Here is a 15,546-nt window from a genome sequence, read left to right on the forward strand (position 1 = left end):
GGATAAGCGGATGCCGAGCCTGAGCCGTGCAGAGGCGACCGCGCGTGGCGCGTCGATCACCGTCGAGTCCTACCAGGTGGACCTCGACCTGACCGGGGACGGTGAGCGGTTCCGCTCCCACGTCACGATCCGGTTCCGAGCCACCGGCACCGACAGCTTCGCCGAGGTCAAGCCGGCGAAGCTGCTCGCCGTACGCCTCAACGACACCGACCTCGATCCCGCGACGCTGGACGACAACCGGCTGCCGCTGACCGGCTTGGCGGCGCAGAACACGCTGACCGTCGACGCCGAGATGGCGTACACGAACACCGGCGAGGGGATGCACCGCTTCGTCGACCCCGCCGACGGCGAGACCTACCTCTACGTGATGTCGTTCCTGGACGACGTGCAGCGGGTCTTCGCCGCCTTCGACCAGCCGGACCTGAAGGCGCCGGTCACGTTGTCGGTGACCGCGCCGGAGCACTGGACGGTGGCGGCCAACGGGGAACTGGCCGCCAACCCGACGCCCGGCCGTTGGGAGTTCGCCCCCACCCTGCCGATCGCGACGTACTTCTTCACCCTGATCGCCGGTCCCTGGCATGTCCGCCGGGACAGCCACGACGGGATACCGCTGGGGGTGTACTGCCGGCGATCACTCGCCGCGCACCTCGACACCGACGCGGCGGAGATCTTCACCGTCACGAAGCAGTGCCTCGACCGCTTTCACCAGTTGTTCGACGAGCGCTACCCGTTCGGCAAGTACGACCAAGCGTTCGTGCCCGAGTTCAACGCCGGTGCGATGGAGAATCCGGGTCTGGTCACCTTCCGCGACGACTACGTGTTCAGCTCGGCGGTCACCGACAGCCAGCGTGAGCTGCGCGCCACCACCATCGCCCACGAGATGGCCCACATGTGGTTCGGTGACCTGGTCACCATGCGATGGTGGGACGACCTGTGGTTGAACGAGTCGTTCGCGGAGTACCTGGGCACCCGGGTCACCGCTGAGGCGACCCGGTTCGACCGGGCGTGGACGACGTTCGCGCTGCGCCGCAAGGCGTGGGGATACGCCGCCGACCAGCGCCCGTCGACCCATCCGGTGGCACCCGAGCGGGTCGCCGACGCCGCCGAGGGGTTGCTCAACTTCGACGGCATTTCGTACGCAAAAGGGGCCAGCGTGCTGCGGCAACTGGTGGCCTGGCTCGGCGACGAAGCGTTTCTGGCCGGTCTCAACGACCATTTCGCCCGGCATCGCTTCGGCAACGCCACCCTCACCGACCTGCTGGAGAGCCTGGCCGCCAGCAGCGGGCGTGACCTGACCGACTGGGCCGAGGGCTGGTTGCGGACCGCGCAGGTCAACACCCTGCGGGCCGAGGTGGCGTTGGATGCCGACGGGCGCTACCACGAGGTCGTGATCGCCCAGACCGCGCCGTCGACACACCCGGTGCTGCGTCCGCACCGCATCGGCGTGGGCCGGTACGCCGTGGACGGCACCGCCGAGCGGATCGAGGTCGACCTCGACCCGAAGACCGACGACGGTCGTACCCGGCTGGCCGGGCTCACCGGGGAGCCGGCGGCCGCGGTGCTACTACCCAACGACGGTGACCTGACCTTCGCCAAGATCCGCCTGGACGCCGCTTCGGCCGATGCGGTGCCACTGTTGCTGCCCCGCCTCGCCGACCCGCTGGCCCGCGCCCTGCTCTGGGGTGAGGCGTTGGATGCGGCGACCGACGGGGAGCGTCCGGTCACCGGTCTGGTCGACCTGATCGCCGCGGCGTTGCCGGCCGAGACGGAAGTGATCATTATTGAGGACGTACTGGCGATGAGCCGTGCGTTGATCGACCGCTACCTCGACCCGCTGGCCCGACGGTCCGCCCTGGCCCGGGTCGCCGAGTCCTGCCGGCGGTTGCTCGACGGCGCCGCGCCGGGGGAGTCGCTGCAACTGGCCGCCGCGCGAGGGCTGATCGCCGCGAGCACCGACGTCGAGTTGCTCACCGGCTGGCTCGCCGGCCGGGCCGTACCCGCCGGGTTGGCGGTGGACGCGGAACTGCGGTGGGCGCTGTTGGGCCGGCTGGTGGTACTCGGTGCCGCCGGTGCGACCGAGATCGCGGCCGAGATGACGGCTGACCCGAGCGCCACCGGTGCCGAGCGGGCCGCCCGGTGCCGGGCCGCCCTGCCCGAACCCGCTGCCAAGCAGGCCGCGTGGGAGATCATCGTGTCGAACACGGAGTTGTCGAATCGGCTGGTCGAGGCGACGGCGGAAGGCTTCTGGCAGCCCGAGCAGGCGGAACTGACCAGCGCCTATGTCGCGCGCTACTTCGCCGACATGCCGGCCGCCGCGCGGCTGCGTACGCCCTGGGTGGCCGAGGAGGTCGCCAAGCTGGCCTTTCCCCGCCACGCGGTGTCCCAGCCGACCCGGGAGGCGGCCGCGGCGCTGCTGGCCCGCGACGACCTCACGCCGGGGCTGCGTCGGGTGGTCACCGATGCCGACGACGATCTGCGCCGGGCTCTGGTGGCGCGCACGGCGGTGGCGGCCACGACCGCCTGACCTGTGCTGGCCGGCCTGCGTACGGTCGTGACGGACCGGGAACTGGTCGGCCAGCTCGGGTGAGTCGGGTGAGATCAGGTGTGCCCACCCGGTCGACAGGAGAGGCTCTACGATCATCCGGTGCAGGAAGACATCCGGCGGATCGGGATCATGGGCGGGACGTTCGATCCGATCCATCATGGGCATCTCGTGGCCGCGAGCGAGGTGGCGGACCGGTTCGGCCTTGATGAGGTGATCTTCGTGCCGACCGGGCAGCCGTGGCAGAAGGCTGATGTCCCGGTCAGCTCGGCCGAGGACCGCTACCTGATGACCGTGATCGCCACGGCCTCCAATCCGCGGTTCCAGGTGAGCCGGGTCGACATCGACCGCGGTGGGCCCACCTACACCGTCGACACCCTGCGTGACCTGCGCTCCCAGTACGGGACGAAGGCGCAACTGTTCTTCATCACCGGCGCGGACGCCCTGGAACGGATCCTGAGCTGGAAGGATCTCGACGAGATCTTCGAGTTGGCGCACTTCATCGGGGTGACCCGGCCGGGCTTCGCGCTGACCGCCGCGCACCTGCCGGAGGACGCGGTCAGCCTGGTGCAGGTGCCGGCGATGGCCATCTCGTCCACCGACTGCCGGGCGCGGGTCGCCCGGGGCGAGCCGGTCTGGTACCTGGTGCCGGACGGTGTGGTGCAGTACATCGCAAAAAGGCGTCTCTACCGGGCGTGATTCGGCCGTTCTGTCCCTCTTTCCGGGTGAAACTGACGAGTCGTGAATCCGGGCCGTGTGAGAGGCTGGAAGCATCGCACGGTTGATCGAAGGAGAACGGTGACAGTTTCCGAACGCGCTTACGAGCTGGCGATCGTCGCCGCCCAGGCCGCGGCCGACAAGAAGGCTCAGGACATCGTCATCATCGACGTGGGTGACCAGCTCGCCATCACCGACGCGTTCCTGCTCGCCGCGGCCCCGAACGAGCGCCAGGTGCTGGCCGTCGTCGACGCCATCGAGGAAGCCCTGCTCGACCTGCCGGAGAAGGCGAAGCCGGTGCGACGCGAGGGCGAGCGCGGCGGCCGGTGGGTGCTGCTCGACTACGTCGACCTCGTGGTGCATGTGCAGCACACGGAGGAACGCGAGTTCTACGCCCTCGACCGGCTCTGGAAGGACTGCCCGACCATCCCGTTCGTCGACCGGGACCTCGCCCGCGTCGAGGCCACCGCCGGACCGGGCGAGTGACCAGACTGATCATCTGGCGGCACGGCAACACCGACTGGAACGCCACCAGCAGGGTGCAGGGACAGACCGACGTACCGCTGAACGATCTCGGCCGGGAACAGGCGCGTAGCGCGGCGGCACTGCTGGCCACCCTGCGTCCGGACGCCCTGGTCGCCAGTGACCTGAGCCGCGCCGCGGAGACCGCCGCCGCGCTGTCCGCGCTGACCGGCCTGCCGGTACGTTCCGACGCCCGGCTCCGCGAACGGCACTTCGGTCAGTGGCAGGGGTTGCTGCTCACCGAGGTCGTCGAACGGTTCCCCGAGGAGTACGCCCGCTGGCGGGCCGGGGATCCCGACCCGGGAGCGGACGTCGAACCGCTGGACGACTTGGGCAAACGCATCGGCACCGCCCTGCAGGAGGTCGCTGAGGAGATGCCGGGCGGCACTGTCGTGGTGGCCACCCACGGCGGCGCGGCCCGGCAGGGCTGCGGCCACCTGCTCGGCTGGGAGCGCGAGGTGCTGCGTACCCTCGGCTCGCTGGGCAACTGTCACTGGACGGAGCTGCGCCACGACGTCGAGCGTGGCTGGCACCTGCGCGCCCACAACGTCGGCCCGATGGACGTCCCCGCCGCTGCGACCAGCACCGCCGCGAGCGTCGTACCGGTTTCCGCCGAAGCGGTCTGAGGACGCGATCAGGCGGTCGTCCAGCTTGATCGGCTACGGTGCCCGCATGCCAGTAGCGGTCGTCACCGACTCCACCGCCTACCTTCCACCCGAGCTGCGGCGAGAGCACCCGCTGACCGTGGTGCCGCTGACCGTGGTGCTGGCCGGTGTCGAAGGGCTGGAAGGCGTCGAGACCTTCCCTGCGGACGCCACCCGGGCGCTGCGCGCGCGACGCGTGTCGGTGAGCACCTCACGCCCGTCGCCGGAACAGTTCGGCCGGACGTACCGGGAACTGCTGGCGGCCGGGGCCGAAGGCGTCGTCTCGGTGCACCTGTCGGGCGGGCTCTCCGGCACGGTGGAGGCCGCTGAGCTGGCCGCTGCCGAACTGGGCGATCGGGTCAGCGTGGTCGACAGCCGCTCCTGCGGGATGGGGCTCGGTTTCCCGGCGATCGCGGCGGCCCGGGCCGCCGCGCGGGGAGCAGACCTGGCCGGGGTACGGGCTGCGGCGACAGCCGCCATCAGCCGTACCAGCATCCACTTCTACGTCGACACGCTGGAGTTCCTCCGCCGAGGCGGGCGAATCAACGCGGCCGAGGCGTTGCTCGGCACCGCCCTGTCGGTCAAGCCGATCCTGCACATGCCCGATGGGCGCATCGTGCTGCGGGACAAGGTCCGAACCGCCAGTCGGGGCATGGCGCGTCTGGTCGACCTCACCGTCGAGGCGGCCGGCGACGTCCCGGTGGACCTGGCCGTGCACCACCTCGACGCCCCGCAGCGTGCCGAGGAACTCCTCGACACGCTGACCGCTCGGCTCGGCGATCGGCTGCGCGACGTGTACGTCTCCGAGGCCGGTGCCGCCGTCGCGGTGCACGTCGGGCCCGGCCTCGCCAGCGTGGTGATTCACCGCAGGCCGGACCCTGTCGCCTGACCTGCCCCTGATCGTGAACCTGCTCCCTGTGGCGGCGGTGGGCGAGGATTGGTCGCAGGTCCCGGGTCGGGGAGGTGGGGACGGTGTCCTGTGTGGTGACCGGTGGCGGCCGGGGGGTCGGCCGAGGCATCGTGGAGAGGCTGCTCGCCGACGGCCGGCCGGTCGTGGTGATCGAACGCGATCCGGACGCCGTGTCCTGGATGAAGGGTCACCCCCGGGCTGACCAACTCGCGGCGGTGGTTGGTGACGCCGGTGACGAGCGCGTTGCCGGTCGGGCCGCTGACCTGGCCGAGCGCGCCCAGCCGCTCACCGGGTGGGTGAACAACGCCGCGGTGTTCCGCGATGCTTCGGTCCACGACGCGCCGGTCGGTGAGGTCGTCGATCTGATCACCCGCAACCTGCGTCCCACTGTGGTCGGTGCCGCCACCGCGGTACGCCGTTTCCTCGCCGCCGGCACGGCCGGCGCGGTGGTGAATGTCTCGTCCCATCAGGCGAGCCGACCGGTGCCCGGCTGCCTGCCGTACGCCACTGCCAAGGCGGCGGTGGAGGGGCTGACCCGAGCGCTGGCCGTCGAGTACGGCCGACACGACATCCGTGCCAACGCGGTGGCCCTGGGTTCGGTGACCACCGAACGACACGAGGCGCTGCTCGCCGAAGCCCCGCCCGAGCAGGCGCGCCGGATCGAGGCGGAAATGGCCCGGTTGCACCCGGTGGGCCGGATCGGGCAGCCCCAGGAGGTGGCGGAGGCGGTCGCGTACCTGCTCTCGCCGGCGGCAAGCTTCGTCAACGGGGTGACCCTGCCGGTCGACGGCGGACGCATCGTCCTTGGACTGGACCCGGAGTCACGCACGGACTGACGTGGTGACCGAGACCGCCTCCGGGGCGCTGCCTGGCACGACCGTGAAACGGCTCACCGCGACCGGCGCACGCGGCGGTGGGATCACGACGGCGGCGATCCGACAAGCCGGGTCCATACCAGATCCGATGCATGATCAGGGCGCTGTCCACAGAGTCCCGGGCTGTCCACAGCCCGGTCGGCTCGTCGCCCCGGCCGGGGGCTGACCGCCCTAGCCTCGCGCCGTGTCGAAGGACGAGGACGAACAGGTGGTCCGGCAGCGTCTGTGGCGACTGATGCCCGGTGCGTCAGACCTCCCAGCGGATGCCGCCGCACCGCCGGGCGAAGACCCGAGGGCGGCGGGATCAGCTGGGCCGCCACCGTCCGGGGTGCTGCCGCCGGTGGCCGACTGGCCGACCGTGCTGCTGCCGGTCCCGACCTTCGAGGAGGTCGGTGACACCGGGCAGGTTCGGGCCGCCCGGCCGGCCCGGGCCGGTGGTCCGGTTCGTGCCGACGACGAGGGGCCGGTCGACGTCGAGCGGAGGCGGACGGTTGACGAGGCGTCGTCGGGGCTCCCGCTGCCGGGGCCTGCTGCCTTCGATCCGGGGCGACGGGGAGTCCGGGCGCTCGCGGCCGTCGCCGTCCTGGTGGTGCTGGCCGCTGGCATCTGGGCCTGGCGGTCCCGTCCTCAGGTGGAGCCGGTCGTCGCCGAGACCGGTGTCGCCGTGACGCCGGACCCGTCCGGCGCGGCCGGTGACGAGCCGGCGGTGCCGGAGACGGAGGTGACCGGTGAGTTGGTGGTCGCTGTCGCCGGTAAGGTCCGGCGACCCGGACTGGTGCGGCTGGCGGCCGGCGCGCGGGTGTCCGACGCCCTCGACGCCGCCGGCGGTGCGTTGCCGGGGGTGGACGTGGCGATGCTGAATCCGGCCCGTCGGGTCAGCGACGGTGAGCTGATCCTGGTCGGCGTACCGGCAGCCACCGTGACCGCGGGCGCCGCACCGGGTGCCGGACCAGGCCCAGGTGGACCTGGCGCGGGCGGGCGGGTCAACCTGAACACCGCGACCCCTGCCCAGCTCGAAACGTTGCCCGGGGTGGGGCCGGTGCTCGCCCAGCGGATCATCGAGCATCGCGACCAGCACGGCGGGTTCCGATCCGTCGGTGACCTGCGTCAGGTGAACGGGATCGGGGACGCACGGTACGAGCAGCTCAAGGACCTGGTGACGGTGTGAGGGCCGAGGCGTCGCCCGCCCCGGTTGGGCTGTCGGCCGGCGGAGTCGATGGCACGGCCAGCGCGGCTGCCCCCGACCTTCGCATGGCGGGGCTGGCCGTGGCGGCCTGGCTCACCGCGTTGGCGGGACTGCACCTCGATTCCCGACGGACGCTGCTGGTGGCAGCCGCAGCGGCTGGTCTCGCCGGAATGGCGACCCTGCACCTGGTCGGACTCGTCGGCCGACCCGGCCCGGCCGTCCGCCGACACGGCTGGATCGTGGTGGCGGTACTGATCGGCGTGGTCTGCGGCGGGGCAGCCACCTCCGCACGGCTGACCGTACGGGACGCAGACCCGCTGCGCGTCCTGGTCGACGAGGGCGCCCGGGTCAGCACCGAACTTGTCGTCCGGGACGATCCCAGGCCGGTACGCGGCGGCATCGTGGGCCGCCCACCGACCCTGCTGGTGCCAGCCAGGCTGGTGGCGCTGACCGGTTCACAGGGTCAACGGATCACCACATCGGCGCGGGTACTGGTGCTCGCCGACGACCCGGCGTGGCGAGGGCTGCTACCGGGGCAACGGCTCACCACCGAGGGGCGCCTGGCGCAACCACGCGGCGGCGATCTGACCGGGGCGGTCCTGATGGCAGACGGTGCACCGGTCCGACGTGGTTCTCCCGCTGCGCTGCAACGTGCGGCCGGACGGCTCCGCGCCGGCCTTCAGCGAGCGTGCGCGCCGCTGCCGGACGACCCGGGTGGTCTGCTGCCCGGCCTGGTCGTCGGAGACACCAGCCGGCTGCCCGACACCGTGGAGGAGGACTTTCGAGCCACCGGAATGACGCACTTGAATGCTGTTTCGGGATCGAATGTCGCGATTGTCGTAGGTGCCGTGTTGTTGCTGGCCCGCTGGGCTCGAGCCGGTCCCGCACTGGCCGTGGGCCTCTGCGGGCTGGCCCTGGTGGGCTTCGTCATCCTGGTCCGGCCATCGCCGAGCGTGGTACGCGCGGCCACCATGGGCGCGATCGGGCTCGCCGCGTTGGCCGCCGGCCGTCCCCGGGCGGCAGTGCCCGCGCTGGCCGCCGCCGTGACGGTGCTGGTGCTGGTCGACCCGGACCTGGCCGGCGACGCCGGTTTCGCGTTGTCCGTGCTGGCCACCGGTGGGCTACTACTGCTCGCGCCGGGCTGGCGGGACAGTCTGCGTCGACGAGGCGTACCGCCCGGTGCGGCCGAGGCGCTGGCGGTGCCGGCCGCGGCACAACTCGCCTGTTCGCCGGTGATCGCCGGCCTGACGGGTACGGTGAGCCTGGTCGCGGTGCCGGCGAACCTTCTCGCGGTGCCGGCGATCGCTCCGGCGACAGTGCTCGGCGTGGCGGCGGCGATCATCTCGCCGCTCTGGCCGGCCGGTGCCGAGACCGTCGCCTGGCTGGCGCACTGGCCGGCCTGGTGGCTGGTGCTGGTCGCCCGGTACGGTGCCCGGCTACCGGCGGGCAACCTGCCCTGGCCTGGCGGGATCTCCGGGGCACTGCTGCTGACCGTGCTGACCCTGGCGTTACTGGTCGCTGCCCGGCGTCCTCTGGTACGCCGCCTGGTGGCGGTCTGCGTCGTCGCGGTCATGCTGGGCAGTCTGCCGGTGCGGATGATCGCGCCGGGGTGGCCACCGGACGGTTGGGTCGTCACGGCGTGTGCGGTGGGCCAGGGTGACACGGTGCTGCTGCCGGTGGCGGCCGGCCAGGCGGTGGTGGTCGACGCCGGCCCGGATCCGGCGGCGGCGGACGCCTGCCTGCGCCGGCTCGGCGTACGGCGGGTGTCGCTGCTGGTGGTCAGCCACTTTCATGTGGACCACGTCGGCGGGGTGGCCGGGATCTTCCGGGGGAGGCGGGTGGACACGGTGCTGGTTCCGCAGTGGCCGGAGCCGGAGACCGGGCGGGAGCTGGTGCGCCGCACCGCCGCGGCACACGACACGTCGGTGGTGCCCGCCCCGGCGGGGTGGCGCTATCGGGCCGGCGCTCTCGATCTGACCGTGCTCGGCCCGGGGTACCCGATGCGAGGGACACGGTCGGATCCGAACAACAACTCTCTGGTGCTGCTCGCCACGGTCGACCGGGTGCGGATCCTGCTGACCGGGGACGCCGAGGTCGAACAGCAGCGCGCGTTGCGGGAGCGCCTGCCACCGGAGTGGTTGCGGGCCGACGTGCTCAAGGTCGCCCACCACGGCTCGGCGTACCAGGATCCGGCCTTTCTGGACGCGGTGCGGCCGACCGTGGCGCTGGTGCCGGTCGGAGTGGGCAACACCTACGGGCATCCCAACGAGGCGGTGCTGGCCCGGCTGGCCCGGGGCGGGGCGCGGGTGCTACGTACCGACATCGGCGGTGACGTGGCGGTCGTGCGGTCACCCCGAGGGCTCGGGGTGGTGACCGCTGGTGTGGACCGGCTCCGTCGACCACGATGAATCGGCGGCAATTCAGGATGAAATACGGCAGACAACACTTATGTCTGGATTTGCGCTGAGTGCGGGGTCTGCCGGCAGAGTACCGACGAGCAGGCTGGACCAGCCGGCCGAGCGTGCGAATATGGGCGGCGTGACCGCCGCCAGTGCCGCTCCCATTGTGCTCGTCCTCGGCGACGAGGAGCTGCTCGCCACGCGCGCGGTGACCGAAACCGTTGCCGCTGCCCGTGCCGCCGACCCCGGCGTCGACGTGCGCGAATACCAAGCGGGCCAGCTGACCGTCGGTGAGATCGACGAGATGCTCAGTCCATCGCTGTTCGGCGGGCGTCGCGTGCTGGTGCTCCGGTCCGGTCAGGACGCTCGCAAGGATCTCGTCGCCGCACTGTTGGCGTACGCGAAGCACCCCGACCCGGAGGTGCAACTGGTGGTGACGCACCTCGGGGCGGCGAAGGGCAAGGCGTTCGCCGACGGGCTGAAGGCGGCAGGTGCCCAGGTCGTGTCGGCCGCCAAGCTGAAGGGGCACCGCGAGCGGGTGTCCTTCGTCCGCGACGAGATCCGTCGGGCAGCCGGACGGTGCACCGACGACGCCGCCGAGGCGCTGATCGCGGCGGTCGGCAACGACCTGCGCGAACTCGCCGCAGCCTGCTCTCAGCTGATCGCCGACACCGACGGCCGGATCGACGCCGACACCGTGGCCCGCTACTACCGGGGCCGGGTGGAGGTGAGCGGGTTCACGGTGGCTGACGCCACCATGGTCGGTGACCTGCCGGGTGCGCTGGAAGCCCTGCGCTGGGCGTTGCACGTGGGGGTGGACCCGGTGCCGATCGCCGACGCCATCGCCGATGGCATCCGTACCGTCGCCCGGGTCGCCTCGGCCGGCCGAGGCAGTCCGTACCAGCTCGCCAGCAGGCTGGGCATGCCGCCCTGGAAGGTCGAGCGGGCCCAACGGCAGGCCCGTGGTTGGACCCCCGACGGATTGGTGCTGGCCATGCGGGCGGCGGCAGAGTGCAACGCGGCGGTCAAGGGCGGCTCCGACGACCGGGCGTACGCGCTGGAGAGGGCGGTCTTCTCGGTGGCGGCCGCACGGCAGGGTGGCACCAGGTGAGCGGAACTCTCCGTGGCTCGTGGGCCATGCTCCCCGCCGACGAGGAGCAGTACCGGCCGTTCTACGCGCGGGTTCTCGGGCTGCGGTTCGTCAACCCCGGCGGGGTGCTCTGCTTCATCTTCTTCGAGGGGACGATCGCGCTGGCGGCCCTGCTCGCGCTCGCCGAACTGGTGACCTGGTGGGCGGTGCTGGTGCTGCCCGCCGTGGTGGCCGTGATGGTCAAGCTCAACGACCTGGTGGCCGCTGCGGTGGTGCGCTCCGCCGCGGCCGTACCTGAGCAGGAACGCGACCGGTTCCGTCGACAGATGGAGCCGGTGGTCGGGCGTGCCCGGGTCGACTGGCTGCGGCACAGTGTGCCCGGCGTCGTGGTGCGGTCCGAGCCGGCGGACGAGCCGCACCGGACGGCATCGCACGGCGTCGAGGGCGAGACTGATCGGAAGCGGTCCGGGCCTCGACCGGAAACCACCGAGCCCGGATCCTGATCAGGGCGTACGCCCGACCGGAACTGATCAAGAGGTCGGTGAGTGAACGTGCGGAAGCCCCGAGGCGGTGCCTCGGGGCTTCCGTCAGGTCTGGGCGCTAGCTCAGGAGGCGAGCGACGCGACGCGCTTGGCGATCGCGGACTTGCGGTTCGCGGCCTGGTTGCTGTGGATGACGCCCTTGCTGACCGCCTTGTCCAGCTTGCGCGAGGCATCCTGCATGAGGGCGGTGGCCTTCTCGACGTCACCGGCTTCAGCAGCCTCGTGGAACTTGCGGACGGCGGTCTTCAGCGACGACTTGACCGACTTGTTACGCAGCCGGCGCTTCTCGTTCTGCCGGTTGCGCTTGATCTGGGACTTGATGTTCGCCACGCGACAGCCTCGTCTTGATAGCTCGGGTTGGTCAGCTTGCGCGCGCGACGAGCATGCGTCATCGCTGCGCGAAGAGCCAGGTTACCAGGTCCGGTCCGGACGGGCCAAAGCGGCACCGGAGGGCGCTCGTCAGGCCCAGCCCTGTCGCTGACAGAGCCAGGCGAGTGCCTGCTCACCGGTCCACCGCTGGTGCGCCGGCAGGTGGACCGACGCGGTCGGTGGTGCCGACGTCGCGGCGGTGAGGTGGTAGCCGGCCAGGGCGGCCAGCGTGACGTCCAGGGCGTCGTCGGGGGCGCTGGAGGCGGCCGGATGGGCGGCGAAGAGCGCGTCGACGTCCAGTCCGGCGGCGTACCCGGTGATGAGCAGGGTGACCAGGTCGAACCAGGCGGGCCCGTGACACAGCCACGGCCAGTCGCAGAACCAGACCGAGCCGGCGGTGTCGATCAGGACGTTGTCGACCCGCAGGTCGCCGTGGGTCAGCCCGGTGGTGACGGCGTACCCGGGCAGGCGCGACTCCAGCGTGACCAGGTCGGCCAGGCGTCCGCTGGCCGGGGCGGGCAGCGGCGGTGCCGGCTCCCGGCCGGCGGCGACCTCGCCCCACCAGAGGATGTCGTCGCGGGCCAGGTCGGCGAGGTGGGGCAGGCCGAGGGCGGTCAGCTCCGCCGGTGGATCGGCGAGTGCCTCGGCGACCCCGGCGAAAGCGGTGAGGGTGGCGGTCAGTTCGGTCTGGTCCCACGGCAGTCGCGGGGTGCGGCCGTCGACGGGGTCCAGGCACAGGACGTACCAACCCGCCTCCCACAACGTCCAGCGTGGGCGGGGCGCCGGCAGCCCGGCCGGCAGCCGGGTGAGGATCGCGGCTTCCCGGGCGTACCAGTCGACCAGGTGCGGTTGCTCGGCCTGCGGCGCGGCCTTGACGAACGCGCGGTGTCCGTCCGCGGTGTGCAACAGCGCGGCGAAGCCGCGGGTGAAGCCGGCGCCAGCCGTCCGGGCCTGGACCACCGGGGCACCCAACCGCGCCGCCACCGCGGCCCGCAGCCGCGCCGGCAGCGACGGCCAGGCGGGTCGCTGCGCGGTGGCGTGGTACGGCACGGCGGGCGGGGACGGAACGCTCACCCGACCATGCTGCCCGGCGGTCGACCGGGGCGGCGACATCCGGCGCGGATCCGGGCACCCGGCGTGGCGTCTGCCAGACTGCCAGGCCATGAGGACCGACGACTTCTGGCAGTTGATCGACCGCGCCCGCAGTGGCGGGGGAGAGCCGGACGCCATCGCCGCCCGGGCCGTCGCGTTGCTCGCCGCCCGCGACCCCGAGGAGATCGTCGGGTACGCCCAGCACCAGCGACGGGTCCTGGCCGCCTCCTACCGGGTGGATCTGTGGGGAGCCGCGTACCTGATCAACGGTGGCGCTTCCGACGACGGATTCGAGTACTTCCGCGGCTGGCTGATGACCCAGGGGCGGGAGGTCTTCGCCCGAGCGGTGGCTGATCCGGACTCACTGGCCGACCTGCCGCAGATCCGGTCCGCCTCGCTCAGCGGCGAGGAGTTCGAGTGCGAGGACATGCTGGCGGTGCCGTGGGACGCGTACCGTAAGGCCACCGCGACCGACCTGCCAGGGGAACGCGCGGCGACGCCGCAGCCCGACCTGAACGAGTTCTGGGACTTCGACGACGAGGAGGAGGCGCGCCGCCGTCTGCCTCGGCTGGCTGCCCTCTTCGTCGAGCCGCCGCAGGAGTGACGGAGGCCCGGCCGATGTCCGCCGGGGACATGGGAGCATAGAGGGGGCCGGCGGTGCCGGCCCGCTCACGTCAGCCGACCAGAACGGACCGCTGTGCCACCGACGCTCGATCCCGGCGCGAACGCTCCTGGTGCCACCGACCCGGGGCGGATCAGGAACTTCTGCATCATCGCTCACATCGACCACGGAAAGTCGACCCTGGCCGACCGGATGCTGCAGCTCACCGGTGTGGTCGATCCGCGGCAGATGCGCGCGCAGTACCTCGACCGGATGGACATCGAGCGCGAGCGCGGCATCACCATCAAGAGCCAGGCGGTGCGGATGCCGTGGACGATCCGCGAGGGCGAGCGGACCGGCGAGCAGGCCGTGCTCAACATGATCGACACGCCTGGGCACGTCGACTTCACCTACGAGGTCTCCCGCTCGCTGGCGGCCTGCGAGGGCGCCATCCTGCTGGTCGACGCGGCCCAGGGCATCGAGGCGCAGACGCTGGCGAACCTCTATCTCGCGCTCGAGAACGACCTGCACATCATTCCGGTGCTCAACAAGATCGACCTGCCGGCCGCCCAGCCCGAGAAGTACGCCGAGGAACTGGCCCACCTGATCGGCGGCGACCCGGCGGACTGCATCAGGGTCTCGGGCAAGACCGGCGAGGGCGTGCCGCACCTGCTCGACGAGATCGTCCGGCAGTTCGTCCCGCCGGTCGGTGACGCCGATGCCCCGGCCCGCGCGATGATCTTCGACTCGGTGTACGACGTCTACCGGGGCGTGGTCACCTACGTCCGGGTGATCGACGGGCGGATCAGCGCCCGCGACCGGATCAAGATGATGTCCACCGGCGCGGTGCACGAGCTGCTGGAGATCGGCGTCATCTCGCCGGAGATGGTCAAGTCCGAGGCGCTCGGCGTCGGCGAGGTCGGCTACCTGATCACCGGTGTGAAGGACGTCCGGCAGTCCCGGGTCGGTGACACGGTCACCATCAACAACCGTCCCGCCGCCGAGCCGCTCGGTGGCTACAAGGACCCGAAGCCGATGGTCTACTCGGGCCTCTACCCGATCGACGGGTCCGACTACCCGGCCCTGCGTGACGCGCTGGACAAGCTCAAGCTCAACGACGCCGCGCTGACCTACGAGCCGGAGACCTCGGGTGCGCTCGGATTCGGGTTCCGCTGCGGCTTCCTCGGCCTGCTGCACCTGGAGATCATCGGGGAGCGGCTGGAGCGGGAGTTCAACCTCGACCTGATCTCGACTGCGCCGAACGTCGTCTACCGGGCGATCCAGGAGGATGGCCAGGAGATCGTGGTCACCAACCCCAGCGAGTACCCGACTGGCAAGATCGCCGAGGTGTACGAGCCGACGGTGCGGGCCACCGTGCTGACCCCCAACGACTACGTCGGCGCGGTGATGGAGCTGTGCCAGGGCCGGCGGGGCAGCCTGCTCGGCATGGACTACCTCTCCGCCGACCGGGTGGAACTGCGGTACACTCTGCCCCTGGCTGAGATCATCTTCGACTTCTTCGACCAGCTCAAGAGCCGCACCAAGGGCTACGCCTCGCTGGACTACGAGCCCACCGACGAACAGGCGTCCGACCTGGTGAAGGTCGACATCCTGCTGCACGGCGAGCCGGTGGACGCGTTCAGCGCCATCGTGCACAAGGACAAGGCGTACGCCTACGGCACCACGATCGCCGCGAAGCTGCGCAACCTCATCCCGCGCCAGCAGTTCGAGGTGCCCATCCAGGCGGCCATCGGTAGCCGGGTGATCGCCCGGGAGACGATCCGCGCCATCCGCAAGGACGTGCTCGCCAAGTGCTACGGCGGCGACATCAGCCGTAAGCGCAAGCTGCTGGAGAAGCAGAAGGAGGGCAAGAAGCGGATGAAGATGGTGGGCCGGGTGGAGGTGCCGCAGGAGGCGTTCATCGCCGCGCTCTCCTCCGACTCCGACGGCAAGGCGACCGGAAAGAAGTGACCTACCGGCTGGTGGCACAACGGAAATGCCATTGACGGGTGGCGCTCCGTGACGGCACTTCGAGCGGTTTGGTCATTCGGCGTTCA

The 15,546-nt window shown here is 71.4% G+C and carries 14 protein-coding genes; 12 read left to right on the forward strand and 2 right to left on the reverse strand.

The genetic code is table 11. From position 1 onward, the window contains the following. Window positions 1-10 precede the first annotated feature (10 nt). The 10 genes from pepN to Vlu01_RS08045 all read left to right on the forward strand — a co-directional run bounded on the left by pepN (window position 11) and on the right by Vlu01_RS08045 (window position 11,388). A complete protein-coding gene (pepN, locus tag Vlu01_RS08000; protein WP_203996099.1) occupies window positions 11-2,524 on the forward strand; it encodes an aminopeptidase N in 2,514 nt (837 codons plus the stop codon). Between the two features lie 120 nt (window positions 2,525-2,644). Beyond that, window positions 2,645-3,241, forward strand: coding sequence for a nicotinate-nucleotide adenylyltransferase (nadD, locus tag Vlu01_RS08005; RefSeq protein WP_203996100.1), 597 nt, complete (start codon window positions 2,645-2,647; stop codon window positions 3,239-3,241). A gap of 99 nt (window positions 3,242-3,340) precedes the next feature. Next, window positions 3,341-3,745 carry a ribosome silencing factor gene (gene rsfS, locus Vlu01_RS08010; RefSeq protein ID WP_203996102.1) on the forward strand — a complete coding sequence of 135 codons (405 nt, stop codon included), beginning with the start codon at window positions 3,341-3,343 and terminating at the stop codon, window positions 3,743-3,745. Further along, window positions 3,742-4,407, forward strand: coding sequence for a histidine phosphatase family protein (locus Vlu01_RS08015; RefSeq protein ID WP_203996103.1), 666 nt, complete (start codon window positions 3,742-3,744; stop codon window positions 4,405-4,407). Before rsfS ends, Vlu01_RS08015 begins: the two co-directional genes overlap by 4 nt. A 46-nt stretch (window positions 4,408-4,453) precedes the next feature. After that, on the forward strand, window positions 4,454-5,314 hold the full coding sequence (locus Vlu01_RS08020; RefSeq protein WP_203996104.1) for a DegV family protein: 861 nt from the start codon (window positions 4,454-4,456) through the stop codon (window positions 5,312-5,314). Between the two features lie 83 nt (window positions 5,315-5,397). Beyond that, the gene (locus Vlu01_RS08025; RefSeq protein WP_308440932.1) at window positions 5,398-6,171 is read left to right on the forward strand and encodes an SDR family NAD(P)-dependent oxidoreductase; all 774 of its coding nucleotides are present in this window, start codon (window positions 5,398-5,400) and stop codon (window positions 6,169-6,171) included. Window positions 6,172-6,445: 274 nt separating this feature from the next. Next, window positions 6,446-7,378, forward strand: coding sequence for a ComEA family DNA-binding protein (locus tag Vlu01_RS08030; RefSeq protein WP_203997030.1), 933 nt, complete (start codon window positions 6,446-6,448; stop codon window positions 7,376-7,378). 29 nt (window positions 7,379-7,407) lie between these two features. Beyond that, window positions 7,408-9,804 (forward strand): ComEC/Rec2 family competence protein, encoded by a 2,397-nt coding sequence (locus Vlu01_RS08035; protein WP_239095811.1) that lies wholly within the window; start codon window positions 7,408-7,410, stop codon window positions 9,802-9,804. A gap of 121 nt (window positions 9,805-9,925) precedes the next feature. Continuing rightward, the gene (gene holA, locus Vlu01_RS08040) at window positions 9,926-10,906 is read left to right on the forward strand and encodes a DNA polymerase III subunit delta (RefSeq protein WP_203996109.1); all 981 of its coding nucleotides are present in this window, start codon (window positions 9,926-9,928) and stop codon (window positions 10,904-10,906) included. Between the two features lie 26 nt (window positions 10,907-10,932). Beyond that, on the forward strand, window positions 10,933-11,388 hold the full coding sequence (locus Vlu01_RS08045) for a hypothetical protein (RefSeq protein WP_239095812.1): 456 nt from the start codon (window positions 10,933-10,935) through the stop codon (window positions 11,386-11,388). Window positions 11,389-11,490: 102 nt separating this feature from the next. Here the strand turns inward: Vlu01_RS08045 and rpsT are convergent, their stop codons facing one another. Together rpsT and Vlu01_RS08055 are read right to left on the reverse strand one after the other, a co-directional pair. Further along, window positions 11,491-11,757, reverse strand: coding sequence for a 30S ribosomal protein S20 (gene rpsT, locus Vlu01_RS08050; protein ID WP_203996111.1), 267 nt, complete (start codon window positions 11,755-11,757; stop codon window positions 11,491-11,493). 129 nt (window positions 11,758-11,886) lie between these two features. Next, entirely contained in the window at window positions 11,887-12,909 is a 1,023-nt protein-coding gene (locus Vlu01_RS08055) for a phosphotransferase (protein WP_203996113.1), read from the reverse strand. 49 nt (window positions 12,910-12,958) lie between these two features. Here Vlu01_RS08055 and Vlu01_RS08060 point away from each other — a divergent pair, with 49 nt between their 5' ends. Beyond that, window positions 12,959-13,492 carry a DUF4240 domain-containing protein gene (locus Vlu01_RS08060; protein ID WP_203996115.1) on the forward strand — a complete coding sequence of 178 codons (534 nt, stop codon included), beginning with the start codon at window positions 12,959-12,961 and terminating at the stop codon, window positions 13,490-13,492. Between the two features lie 93 nt (window positions 13,493-13,585). Next, complete coding sequence (gene lepA, locus Vlu01_RS08065; RefSeq protein ID WP_203996117.1) at window positions 13,586-15,460, forward strand: translation elongation factor 4; 1,875 nt, start codon at window positions 13,586-13,588, stop codon at window positions 15,458-15,460. The last annotated feature ends 86 nt before the right edge of the window (window positions 15,461-15,546 follow it).

This window comes from Micromonospora lutea, from assembly GCF_016863535.1.
Lineage (GTDB): Bacteria > Actinomycetota > Actinomycetes > Mycobacteriales > Micromonosporaceae > Micromonospora > Micromonospora lutea.

Excerpts from the sequence above, each read along its gene's own strand:
- pepN (WP_203996099.1), top strand. The coding sequence starts at position 11 with ATGCCGAGCCTGAGCCGTGCAGAGGCGACCGCGCGTGGCGCGTCGATC.
- Vlu01_RS08020 (WP_203996104.1), top strand. The coding sequence starts at position 4,454 with ATGCCAGTAGCGGTCGTCACCGACTCCACCGCCTACCTTCCACCCGAG.
- Vlu01_RS08030 (WP_203997030.1), top strand. The coding sequence starts at position 6,446 with ATGCCCGGTGCGTCAGACCTCCCAGCGGATGCCGCCGCACCGCCGGGC.
- holA (WP_203996109.1), top strand. The coding sequence starts at position 9,926 with ATGGGCGGCGTGACCGCCGCCAGTGCCGCTCCCATTGTGCTCGTCCTC.
- Vlu01_RS08045 (WP_239095812.1), top strand. The coding sequence starts at position 10,933 with ATGCTCCCCGCCGACGAGGAGCAGTACCGGCCGTTCTACGCGCGGGTT.
- Vlu01_RS08055 (WP_203996113.1), bottom strand. The coding sequence starts at position 12,909 with ATGTCGCCGCCCCGGTCGACCGCCGGGCAGCATGGTCGGGTGAGCGTT.
- Vlu01_RS08060 (WP_203996115.1), top strand. The coding sequence starts at position 12,959 with ATGAGGACCGACGACTTCTGGCAGTTGATCGACCGCGCCCGCAGTGGC.